Origin of the sequence: Actinomadura sp. 7K507 (genome assembly GCF_004348425.1) — a bacterium.
In the GTDB taxonomy this organism is placed as follows: Bacteria; Actinomycetota; Actinomycetes; order Streptosporangiales; family Streptosporangiaceae; genus Spirillospora.
In genome coordinates, this window is record NZ_SMKK01000282.1 from 1 (window position 1) to 10,952 (window position 10,952).

Consider the following 10,952-nt stretch of genomic DNA (forward strand, 5'->3'; position numbering starts at 1 on the left):
GGGTCGGCAGGGGCGGTGTGGGCGGCTTCATCCCCCGCGAGATCGTCGCGGTCGGGGTCTTTGTCGCTCATCGGTCCCGTCTCGGCGCGGGCCCTGTCAGGGCGCCTGGTTTGCGTCGTCCGTCAGTCTAGGAAGGCGGTGGGATTCACGGGGAGCGTGCACCTCCACTGTGTTGGACACGTGACATGCCCGTTGTGTTCACAAAAGGGAGGAAAGTCGCGGTCGATGGCCGCGGGAGGGGTTGTCCGTTCCGTACGATCGTTGCCGTGAACGCGGGGTGGGTGATCGGCGGTCGGTTCACCATGCTCGACCGGATCGGCAGCGGAGGGACGAGCCGTGTGTGGCGGGCGTACGACCACGGGGAGGGGCGTTACTGCGCCGCCAAGCTCGTCCGGCAGCGCGGCCCCACGTCCATGGCGCGGGTCGTCCGGGAACGGGCGCTGCGGCTGGCGCACCCGCACGTGCTGACGCCCTACGCGTCCTGCACGACCCAGGACGACGTGCTCCTGGCGATGGACCTGGTGAGCGGCGGCTCGCTGGAGACCCTCCTCGGGGACTACGGCAGGCTCCCGCCGGCGTACGCGGCCGAGGTCCTGGACCAGCTGCTGGCCGCCTTGAGCCACATCCACGGGGCCGGGGTGGTGCACCGCGATGTGAAGCCCGCCAACCTGCTGCTGGAGCCGAGCCCGGTCGGGGCACCGCACGTCCGGCTGGCGGACTTCGGGATCGCGCTGGAGGACGACGGAACGCGGTTCACCACGACGGGCTTCACCGTGGGCACGCCGGGATACCTGGCGCCCGAGGTGCTCGACTGGAACCGCCCGGGGCCGCAGCAGGACCTGTACGCCGCCGGGATGGTCTGCTGGCGGATGCTGACCGGCGCCGGCGACCCCGAACCCCGGCAGCGGGTGGGGGCGCCGCCGCCGGGCGTACCGCCGAGGCTGTGGGCGGTGGTCGCGCATCTCTGCGCCGCCGACCCGGCACGCCGTCCGCCCGGCACCGACGCCGCCCGCCGGGCACTGGCCGCCTGCGGCTTCCAGCTGTACTTCCCCGTCCGCACGCTGGACGGCGAGCCCCTGCAGATCTTCGACCACCTGGGCCCGCCACCCCGCTGACCGGCCCGGCGGGACGGCGCCGGTCAATGGACGGGGACGTCGGGGATCTGGCCGAAGGGACCCGCGTTGAAGGTGACGCTCTTGACGGTCTGCGGGGGAGCGGGGACGTAGAAGAAGCCGCGATTGCCGGTCCCGGGCTCGGTTCTGAAGGCGGACCAGCCCGGGTCGATGTAGTCGCCGCCGTCCTCGCCCATGCGGACGCCGCGGTAAACGGTGCGCGTGGTGGGGTCCGTGACCGTGAAGTCGCCGAAGGTGCCGCCGCCGGACGACGAGTAGTTCTCGGTCGGACCGGGGCCGCCGTCGGGGCCGAGGTTGACGATGTCGAACACGGCGACCAGGTAGGCGCCGTCGCGGTAGAACGGCTTCACGTCGATGCGGCGCTTGTCGCCCTTGCCCGCGCCGAAGGTCGCGGAGCGGCCGGCCACGGTGCGGCCGTCCGGGCGGAAGGGGGCCGGCGGGCCGGCGGTGCCGCCGCGCCGTTCCTGTTCCTCGCGGGACGTGGTCGTACTCGTCTCGGTCGTCCGCTGTTTGATCTGGTAGGAGATCTCGACCCGGCGGTTCCTCTGGCGGGCCTTCTCGTCGTCGGGGCCGTTCTCCTTCGCGACGGGCTCGGTCTCGCCCTTGCCCTCGGCCTGGTACCGGTAGGCGGTGCCGAGCCTGGCCTGGAGTTCCTTGAGGACGGTGTCGGCTCGCCTCTTGGAGAGCGAGATGTTGTACTCGGGCGTGCCCTTGCCGTCGGTGTGGCCGGTGATCAGGACCGGGGGCTTGGCCGGGTCGGCCTTCGCCTTCGTCTCGGCCGCCACCTGGTCCAGGACGGTCTTCGCCCGGCCGGTGAGCGTGGCCTTGTCGAACTCGAACAGGACGTCCGCGCGCAGGCCGACCTTCTCTTCCGAGCCGCTGGTGGTGGTCGATTTCACGTCCCCTTCGGTGATGCCGTAGAGGTCGTGGACGCCGCCTTTCGCCGGTGAGTCCAGGCCGCGTACCGGCCAGGCCACCCGGCTGCCCGGAGCGGGCTTGTCGGTGAGGCCGGGCGCCGGCGCGGTCGGCTTGACGGGACCCTGGCCGTCGACGACGGGCACGCCGGTGAACTCGCCGGCGGTGGTCGGCGTGATGACCGTCATGCGGTCCAGCGACTCGGGCAGGGGCGGGAACGCCAGGATCGTCTCGTAGCGGGCGCCCGGGTGGGCGGACGTGACGAACAGGTCGCTGCCGACGGTCTTGCCGTTGCCGTTGTCGTCGTACAAGGGCGTGTACGCCTTCTGCCCGACGGGGTCGACCAGCATGAAGTGCAGGTTGCCGAACGCCGAGCCGGCGATCGAGGTTCCGAAGGAGTAGTGATCCGGCTCCTTGCCCGGGTTGGTCAGGTAGAAGCGCAGCACGGACCGGTCGCCGTGGCGTTCGACCTGCTTCATCTCGATCCGTGAATGGCCCCCGTTCAGCGCCGACCACGCCTCCTTGGCCATGGGACCGGTGTAAGGCTTCGGCTTTTCGGCCGCCGTCTCCCGGGTCGTCGGCTTCTCCTCACCGTTGCCGGAGCATCCCGCCAACGCGATCGGGAGCAGGAATAAGACGCTGACGAACCTTCCAGTACGCATTAGGGCACCTTTCTGGCATTACCTGGTGGCGGAGACGACCACGCGGCGGTTCTTGGCGCGGCCGCCGGGGTCGTCGGAACCGTCCGGCTTGGTGTTGGAGGCGGCCGGCTTGGATTCGCCGTAGCCGGTGGCTTTCAGGCGGGAGCGGTCGATGCCGCCCTCGGTGACCAGCCAGTCGACGATCGCTTGGGCGCGGCGTTCCGACAGCGTCTTGTTGGACGCGGGGTCGCCCTTGGAGTCGGTGTGGCCGTCGACCTGGATGGGCGCGCCGGACGGAACCTCTTTGCGGATCGAGGCGACCAGCTCTTCCAGGCCCTTCGCGGCGTCGGGCTTGATGTCGGCCTTGCCGAAGTCGAAGAGGACGTCCGCCTCGATGTTGTAGGCGATGCTGCCGTCGCCCTTGATGACCTGTCCGGGCCCGGCCCTGTACGCCTTGAGAGACGCCCCTGGAACGCTGACCCCGCGAACGCTGACCCCCGGCACCGACACTCCGGGGACACTGACCGCCGGGATGCATTCCCCCTTGTCATTACAGGTGCGTGCGCGGTAGACCGGGCTCCGGTACACCGGGCTGCGGTAGAGGGGGCTGCGGTAGAGGGGACTGCGGTACACGGAGCTGACGTACTGCCCCTCCTCGGACGGCTTGCTCTGGCACACCTCCTGCCGGGTGACGGGGGATCGCGACACGGCGTCGCGCCAGATCGCTGAGCGCGTCACCGGCGGGAGATCGATCCCTGGGGCCTTGACACCGGGAAGCGTTACCCCGGGAAGTTTCACCGCCGGGATCGAGGCTCCCGGGATGGCGACCGCGCCGAGGCAGCCGCCCGGGGTGGGCTTGAGTTCGACGCACTGCGCCGGGACGCGCTGGGCGGGGATGTCAACGCCCGGGACGGTCACGGCCGGGACCTTCTGGCCGCTGATCGAAGCCTCTGGGACCCGCACGGGGTCGGCGTGCACGGCGGGGATCTCCACGGCCTCGATCAGTTCGCCGCCGTTCGGGCAGCTCGTCGGCTCCGGCCCGGGGGAGGTCGGTGCGGCGGAGGGCGACGCGGAGCCGGTGGACGTGCCACCTGCCTTGCTGTTCGGAGGTTCGTCGTCTCCGAGGGCGCCGCATGAGGAGAGGAGGAGGCCGGCGAGCAGCGCCGCGGCCATGATGCGTAACGTGCCTTTCACGGCTTTCACCCTTTCTCGTAGGTGATGTCGACTCGGCGGTTCTTCGCGCGGCCGTCGGGGTTGTCGTCGCCGCCTTTCTCGTTGGGGGCGACGGGCTCGGTCTCGCCGTGGCCCTTGGCTTCGATCCGGATGCGTGCCCCTCCCAGAGCGCGCTCCAGCCCGGCCTTGACGGCCTCGGCGCGCCGCTTCGAGAGGGTCAGGTTGTAGTCGTCGTCGCCGACCGAGTCGGTGTGGCCGGATACTTCTACGGTGCCGCCGACATCGCGCAGCCGTTCCGCGAGTTCGCTGACGCGCCGTTCGGCGGTGCGGGTGAGCGTCGCCTTGCCGAAGTCGAACAGGACGTCCGCCGAGAGGCGCACGGTGACCTGCCGGCCATTGTCCTCCTCGGTCTCCAGCGGGACGACGGCTTTCGACAGGTCGATGCCGCGAACGAACTTTCCCGGCTCGATGGTGTGGACGGACTTGCGAATGCCGGCGTCGGGGACGTCCGGTTCGGCTCCTGCCACCGAGGGGATGGCCAGCGCCGCGCCCAGGACGCCCGTGACGAGAATGGTCCTTCGCATGCCGGTCACCGCTCGATCGGGATGTTGCGGAAGGTGGGCCACGCGCCGATCTGCACGTCCACGGCCTCCACGTTCTCCGGCGGGGCGGCGAAGGTGTAGGAGAAGGTGCCGGTGTGGTTGTTGGCGATGTGGGTGAAGATGTCGTCGGTCTCCAGTTCGTCGCCACTGGAGTCCTTGACGACCACGTACCGCTTGAGGTTCACGGGGTCGATCAGCGAAGTGCCGAGGCCGTTGCGGCCGTTCAGCTCGTAGGGGTTGGGGTTGTCCTCACCGCCCGGGGGGATGCGCGGGGTGTACTGCGTGGAGAGGGTCGCCAGCTTGCCGCGGACCCTGATGCCCATGATCGCGATGTCGATCTTGGCCCCGGCTGCGATCGGGGAGTCGAAGGTGCCCTTGGTCACGGGCGTGCCGGCTTCGTCGAAACCGGGCTTGCCGCCCTTGACGGACTCCGCCGCCGAACCGCCATCCCGTTCTTCGCCGGACGAGGAGTCGGAGCCGCCATCGGTCAGAGCGCATCCGGTCAGCCCGCCGGTGAGGAGCAGTACCGCGGCCGCGGCGGTCGCCAGGCGATGTGACAGGTGCATAGCCGATCCTTCCGGTTTGTCGCATATGCAAACGATCATTTCCGTGGCACTATGACACTGAAGAGCACGTCAACGTGTGCGTCCGCGAATATAGTGTTTGCACCTGCGAATCGTCAAGGGGTTGGTCGGGTTGAGTGTCGCCGAGGACACCGTGGTCCGGAATCGCGCGCTGCAGACCGAGTGGTACGGCGAGCCGCTCGGCGACCGCGTCCGCCCGCTCCTCGACCGGCTCGGGCTCTCGCAGTCCGGCCTGGCCGGCGTGCTCGGCCTGTCCGCGCCGATGCTCTCCCAGCTGATGTCCGGCCAGCGGGCCAAGATCAGCAACCCGGCCGTCCTGCACCGGCTGATGGCGATCGAGGAACTGGTCGCCGGCCCCGGCTTCGGCGCGATGACCGCCGCCGAGATCAAGGAACGCCTGGAGGAGATCGGCGCCGAGTCCGCGGCGACCACCTCCGGGTTGCGCATGACGACCCCCGAGCGCGTCCCGGCCACCGGCCGCGCCACCGGCGGGCAGGGCGCCGGGGCCGGTGAGCGGGAGGGGGACGCGCCCGCCGCCCGCGGACGACGTCCCGCCGAGTCGGCCCGCCTTGTCCAGACCGTCCTGCGCGAGGTCGCCTCCGCCGCCGAGATCGAGGACGCCGCCGCGCTCATCGCCGAACGCTTCCCCGATCTCGCCGAGGTCCTGCGGGTGTACGGCAACGGCCGCGCGAGCGAGGCCGAGGCCCACTTCATCCGGAAGATCCTCGGCAACGCGTAGCCCGGGGACGCGGCGCCGCCCGCCGCCGACACGTCACCTCGTTCGGCGACCCGTTGCCCGGGGGCGCCCGCTGGTGGCCGTCACCCCGCGTGGTCGGCCCACTGCGGCGTCGCGGGGGCCCGGCGGCCATGCCCCAGTGCACTCGTCTCGATTCCGCTGGACCATAACAAGTGGTTATGGATGGCGGGCGATGCCAAGACACCGTCCGGGGGCTAAAGTCTGTGGTCAGCCTCACATGCGGGTCTGCCTGTTGTGTATGTCACAGCTCCCGGCGGGTGGCGTAAGGTCGCTTCGCTAGAAGCGCACACGAGGCGTCACCGCCCGCATGCGGCACTGCTTCCGGTCGCCCGTGCGCGGCCCGGAACCGGGACGCATCGCCGGCGGCTCACGTGCACGGGCCGGCGGCTCGGGCGCGAGGGGCCGGCGGCCGGGCGCGACGGTCGTACGGGTGCGTTCAGACCGTGACACGGGGACACGACGACCCGAGCTCAGGAGAGCGAACGATGAGCACTGTGGAGGCGCCGGCCAAATCGCGCGCCCAGATCAAGGAACGCACGCTCCGCAAGGACAACTGGCGCCTGTATCCGGTGTCGATATTCGTGATCTTCACGGCGTGGGTGGTGTACGCGACCGTCCGGGCCTTCTGGGGTGCCGCCTTCTTCGTCCCGGAGTTCCACTATCTGACGCCGTTCTACTCGCCGTGCTTCAACGAGATCTGCAACGACGTCACGGTGAACGGCCACAGCGGCAGCGCGGCGTTGTTCGGGACGTTCCTGCCAGAGAGCACCCGGGGCTGGATCCCGTTCGCGGCGATCTCGCTGCCCTTCCTGCTGCTGTTCCGGCTGACCTGCTACTACTACCGCAAGGCGTACTACCGCTCGTTCTGGGCGTCGCCTGCGGCGTGCGCCGTGCGGGAGCCGCACAGCAAGTACACCGGGGAGCGGCGCTTCCCGCTGATCGCGCAGAACCTGCACCGCTACTTCTTCTTCGCGGCCGTCCTGATCTCCCTCGTCAACACCTACGACGCGATCCTCGCCTTCCACGGCAAGGACGGCGGGTTCGGCATCGGGCTCGGCACGCTCATCCTGGTCTCGAACGTGGTCCTGCTCTGGCTGTACACCCTGTCGTGCCACTCGTGCCGGCACATCGTCGGCGGACGGCTGAAGAACTTCTCCAAGAACCCCGTCCGCTACCGGATGTGGGGCTGGATCTCCAAGCTCAACGAGAAGCACGGCATGTACGCCCTGATCACGCTGGGCTCGCTGGTGGTGGCCGACTTCTACATCATGCTGGTCGCCAGCGAGACCATCTCCGACCTGCGAATCTTCAACTGAGGCCAAGGAATCATGACTGAGATCGAGAGGTACTCGTACGACGTCGTGGTGATCGGCGCCGGCGGTGCCGGACTGCGCGCGGCGATCGAGGCGCGCCTCCAGGGCAAGAAGACCGCGATCATCTCCAAGTCGCTGTTCGGCAAGGCCCACACGGTGATGGCCGAGGGCGGGGCCGCGGCCGCGATGGGCAACGTGAACTCCAACGACAACTGGCAGGTTCACTTCCGCGACACGATGCGCGGCGGCAAGTTCATGAACAGCTGGCGGATGGCGGAGCTGCACGCCAAGGAGTCCCCGGACCGGATCTGGGAGCTGGAGCTGTGGGGCGCGCTGTTCGACCGCACCAAGGAAGGCAAGATCAGCCAGCGCAACTTCGGCGGGCACGAGTACCCGCGGCTGGCGCACGTCGGTGACCGGACGGGCCTGGAGCTGATCCGCACCGCACAGCAGAAGGTCGTCGCGCTGCAGCAGGAGGACCACGCCGAGCACGGCGACTACGAGGCCCGGCTCAAGGTCTGGTCCGAGACGACCGTGACCCGGCTGCTGAAGGACGACGACGGCAAGATCTGCGGCGTGTTCGGCTACGTCCGCGAGACCGGCAAGTTCGTCGTGTTCGAGGCGCCCGCGGTGGTGCTGGCGACCGGCGGCATCGGCAAGGCGTTCAAGGTCACGTCCAACTCCTGGGAGTACACCGGCGACGGCCACGCGCTTGCCCTGCTGGCGGGCGGGACGCTGCTGAACATGGAGTTCGTGCAGTTCCACCCGACCGGCATGGTCTGGCCGCCGTCCGTCAAGGGCATCCTGGTGACCGAGTCGGTGCGCGGTGACCGCGGCGTCCTGCGGAACTCCGAGGGCAAGCGGTTCATGTTCGACTACATCCCCGAGGTGTTCAAGACCCAGTACGCCACCACGGAGGAGGAGGGCGACCGCTGGTACGACGACCCGGACAACAACAACCGCCCTCCCGAGCTGCTGCCGCGCGACGAGGTGGCCCGCGCGATCAACTCCGAGGTCAAGGCCGGCCGGGGATCGCCGCACGGCGGGGTCTTCCTCACCGTCGTCGACCGGATGCCCGGCGGCGCCGAGGAGATCGTCAAGCGGCTCCCGTCGATGTACCACCAGTTCAAGGAGCTGGCGGACGTCGACATCACCAAGGAGGCCATGGAGGTCGGCCCGACCTGCCACTACGTGATGGGCGGGGTGGAGGTCGACCCCGACACCGGGGCGGCGCACGTGCCGGGGCTGTTCGCCGCGGGCGAGGTCTCCGGCGGCATGCACGGCTCGAACCGCCTCGGCGGCAACTCGCTGTCGGACCTGCTGGTCTTCGGGCGGCGGGCCGGGCTCGGCGCGTCGGAGTACGTGGACGGCCTGGACGAGCGTCCCGCCGTCACCGACCCCGAGATCGAGGCGGCCACGGCCGAGGCAATCGCCCCGTTCGAGCGGGAGGGCGGCGAGAACCCCTACGCCGTCCACGCCGAGCTGCAGCAGACGATGAACGAGCTGGTCGGCATCATCCGCAAGGAAGAGGAGCTGAAGCAGGCCCTGGAGTCCCTCGGCAAGCTCCGTGAGCGGGTCGCGAACGTCAGCGTCGACGCCGTCGCGGTGGGCGACGGCGGCCGCGGCTACCACCCGGGCTGGCATCTCGCGCTGGACCTGCGGAACATGATGCTGGTGTCGGAGGCGGTCGCGAAGGCGGCGCTGGAGCGGCAGGAGAGCCGCGGCGGCCACACCCGCGACGACTACCCGCAGATGTCGGCCGACTGGCGGAAGATCAACCTGGTCTGCTCGCTGGCCGGCGACCCGTCCGCCCCGCACATCGAGCTGAAGCGGCAGCCGATGAACCCGATGCGCGACGACCTGCTCGGGCTGTTCGAGAACGACGAGCTGAAGAAGTACCTGACCGCCGAGGAGCTGCCGGCCGCCCTGGCTGACGAAGTCAAGACGCAAGAGGCGGAGGCCGCGGCCGGTTCCGGCGCGACCGCCGCGTCCGCCGCCGAGAAGAAGGACGAGGAGGGCGACAAGTGAGCTACGAGGCCAAGTTCAAGGTCTGGCGCGGCGACGACGGCGACGGTGGGCTCGTCGACTACACCGTCGAGGTGAACGAGGGCGAGGTCGTCCTCGACATCATCCACCGGCTGCAGGCCACGCAGGCTCCCGACCTCGCCGTCCGGTGGAACTGCAAGGCGGGCAAGTGCGGCTCCTGCTCGGCGGAGATCAACGGCCGGCCGCGGCTGCTGTGCATGACCCGGATGTCGACGTTCGACCCGGACGAGACGGTGACGGTCACGCCGGTCCTCACGTTCCCGGTCATCCGCGACCTGGTCACGGACGTGTCGTACAACTACCAGAAGGCGCGCGAGGTCCCGTCGTTCGACCCGGGCGACGCCAAGCCCGGTGAGCTGCGCATGCAGCAGGTGGACGTGGAGCGTTCGCAGGAGTTCCGCAAGTGCATCGAGTGCTTCCTGTGCCAGGACGTCTGCCACGTCATCCGTGACCACGACGAGAACAAGGAGAACTACGCGGGCCCGCGTTTCCTGATGCGGATCGGCGAGCTGGAGATGCACCCGGCGGACGTGGCCGACCGGCGCAACATCGCGCAGGACGACCACGGCCTCGGCTTCTGCAACATCACCAAGTGCTGCACCGAGGTCTGCCCCGAGCACATCAAGATCACCGACAATGCGCTGATTCCGATGAAGGAGCGGGTCGTGGACCGCAGGTACGACCCGGTCGTGTGGCTCGGCAGCAAGCTCGGCATCGTCAGGAAGGGCCAGGACACCCCGTCCGCCTGACCCGGCCCGGCCGTTCCGGCCGCTTTCGCGAACGTCCCCCGCCGCCCCGCGCGACGGGGGACGTTCGCGTTACCGCCTCGGGAACGGCGCTCTGGCAAGCGGCGCTCCCGAACACGGCGGGCGGCGTGCCCCCGGACCGCCGCCCGCCGTTTCGCCGTTCCCCTGAACGCCGTGGACGCCGGCCGGCCTGCCGACCGCACACGCCGCGTCCAACACTCGCGTGTCCCCGGCCATTCGAGTAGGGAATAGTGCACACAACGCGTGATGAATCCGTGATTGTTTCCCAGGGTCATGGAAAGCCCGGGGACCCTTAGCGTGGTGGTCATGAGCGCCCTCGAACCGGGCTCGTTCCTTGCCGATCTCACCCCGGCCGAACGCGCGGATCTGGAATCACGTGGCCGCGTCCGCGACTTCGAACGAGGGGCGACGCTTTTCACCGAGGGGGAGGAGCCCGGCTGGGTCGCCGTCCTGCTGAAGGGCCGGGTCAAGGCGTTCGCCTACCACGAGCAGGGCGGCGAGGCCCTGCTCGCGGTGCGCGGCCCGGGGGCCGTCCTCGGCGAGGTCGCCGCGATCGACGGGCTGCCGCGTTCGGCGTCGGTCGAGGCCCTGGAACCGGTGCGGGCGCTCGCGGTCACGGCGGACGAGTTCATGGCGTTCCTGCAGGCCCACGGCCGCGTCTCCATCATCATCATGCGGATGCTGTGCCAGCGCTGGCGCGACGCCGACCGCAAGCGCGCCGAGTTCGGCATGTTCGACGCCACCGGACGCGTCGCGCAGCGCCTGGTCGAGCTGGCCGAGCGGTTCGGGGTGCCCTACGACCGGTGCACCGGCCCGGGGGAGGGCGGCGAGAGCGTCCGCATCACCCTGAACCTGTCGCAGGAGGAACTGGCCGGCTGGGTCGGCGCGTCCCGGGAGGCGGTCAGCAAGGCGCTGCGGACGTTACGCGCGCACGGCTGGATCGAAACGGGACGGCGGCGCCTGATCGTCCACGACCTCCAGGCCCTCCGCCGCCACGCCCGCTAGCCCCGCCCGCCAGGCC

Annotated in this window: 10 protein-coding genes; 6 read left to right on the forward strand and 4 right to left on the reverse strand. The window is 69.8% G+C overall.

The genetic code is table 11. The annotated features are described in order from the left end of the window. The first annotated feature begins 266 nt into the window (after positions 1–266). Positions 267–1,115, forward strand: a complete 849-nt coding sequence (locus tag E1285_RS39070) for a serine/threonine-protein kinase (RefSeq protein ID WP_165966939.1) — start codon at positions 267–269, stop codon at positions 1,113–1,115. 23 nt (positions 1,116–1,138) lie between these two features. On the opposite strand, the gene E1285_RS39075 is transcribed toward E1285_RS39070, so the two are convergent. The 4 genes from E1285_RS39075 to E1285_RS39090 form a co-directional block, all read right to left on the reverse strand. Then, positions 1,139–2,578: an OmpA family protein gene (locus E1285_RS39075; protein ID WP_165966940.1), complete on the reverse strand. Its 1,440-nt coding sequence runs from the start codon at positions 2,576–2,578 to the stop codon at positions 1,139–1,141. A gap of 150 nt (positions 2,579–2,728) precedes the next feature. Further along, positions 2,729–3,883, reverse strand: a complete 1,155-nt coding sequence (locus tag E1285_RS39080) for an OmpA family protein (protein WP_132159645.1) — start codon at positions 3,881–3,883, stop codon at positions 2,729–2,731. A gap of 5 nt (positions 3,884–3,888) precedes the next feature. Continuing rightward, positions 3,889–4,446 (reverse strand): OmpA family protein, encoded by a 558-nt coding sequence (locus E1285_RS39085; protein WP_132159646.1) that lies wholly within the window; start codon positions 4,444–4,446, stop codon positions 3,889–3,891. Positions 4,447–4,451: 5 nt separating this feature from the next. Continuing rightward, positions 4,452–5,030 carry a hypothetical protein gene (locus E1285_RS39090; protein ID WP_132159647.1) on the reverse strand — a complete coding sequence of 193 codons (579 nt, stop codon included), beginning with the start codon at positions 5,028–5,030 and terminating at the stop codon, positions 4,452–4,454. A gap of 130 nt (positions 5,031–5,160) precedes the next feature. Here E1285_RS39090 and E1285_RS39095 point away from each other — a divergent pair, with 130 nt between their 5' ends. From E1285_RS39095 to E1285_RS39115, 5 genes are all read left to right on the forward strand, one after another. Further along, entirely contained in the window at positions 5,161–5,787 is a 627-nt protein-coding gene (locus E1285_RS39095; protein ID WP_132159648.1) for an XRE family transcriptional regulator, read from the forward strand. Positions 5,788–6,290: 503 nt separating this feature from the next. Further along, entirely contained in the window at positions 6,291–7,121 is an 831-nt protein-coding gene (locus E1285_RS39100; protein ID WP_132159649.1) for a hypothetical protein, read from the forward strand. Positions 7,122–7,133: 12 nt separating this feature from the next. Further along, a complete protein-coding gene (locus E1285_RS39105; protein WP_132159650.1) occupies positions 7,134–9,146 on the forward strand; it encodes a fumarate reductase/succinate dehydrogenase flavoprotein subunit in 2,013 nt (670 codons plus the stop codon). Next, positions 9,143–9,913, forward strand: a complete 771-nt coding sequence (locus E1285_RS39110) for a succinate dehydrogenase/fumarate reductase iron-sulfur subunit (RefSeq protein WP_132159651.1) — start codon at positions 9,143–9,145, stop codon at positions 9,911–9,913. The genes E1285_RS39105 and E1285_RS39110 overlap by 4 nt, the downstream gene beginning before the upstream one ends. Positions 9,914–10,237: 324 nt before the next feature. Then, positions 10,238–10,936: a Crp/Fnr family transcriptional regulator gene (locus E1285_RS39115; RefSeq protein ID WP_132159652.1), complete on the forward strand. Its 699-nt coding sequence runs from the start codon at positions 10,238–10,240 to the stop codon at positions 10,934–10,936. Positions 10,937–10,952 lie beyond the last annotated feature (16 nt).

What these genes read in the sequence shown, in the direction of transcription:
- E1285_RS39075 (WP_165966940.1), bottom strand. Translation starts at nt 2,578, where the DNA reads ATGGCCAAGGAGGCGTGGTCGGCGCTGAACGGGGGCCATTCACGGATC.
- E1285_RS39085 (WP_132159646.1), bottom strand. Translation starts at nt 4,446, where the DNA reads ATGCGAAGGACCATTCTCGTCACGGGCGTCCTGGGCGCGGCGCTGGCC.
- E1285_RS39090 (WP_132159647.1), bottom strand. Translation starts at nt 5,030, where the DNA reads ATGCACCTGTCACATCGCCTGGCGACCGCCGCGGCCGCGGTACTGCTC.
- E1285_RS39100 (WP_132159649.1), top strand. Translation starts at nt 6,291, where the DNA reads ATGAGCACTGTGGAGGCGCCGGCCAAATCGCGCGCCCAGATCAAGGAA.
- E1285_RS39105 (WP_132159650.1), top strand. Translation starts at nt 7,134, where the DNA reads ATGACTGAGATCGAGAGGTACTCGTACGACGTCGTGGTGATCGGCGCC.
- E1285_RS39115 (WP_132159652.1), top strand. Translation starts at nt 10,238, where the DNA reads ATGAGCGCCCTCGAACCGGGCTCGTTCCTTGCCGATCTCACCCCGGCC.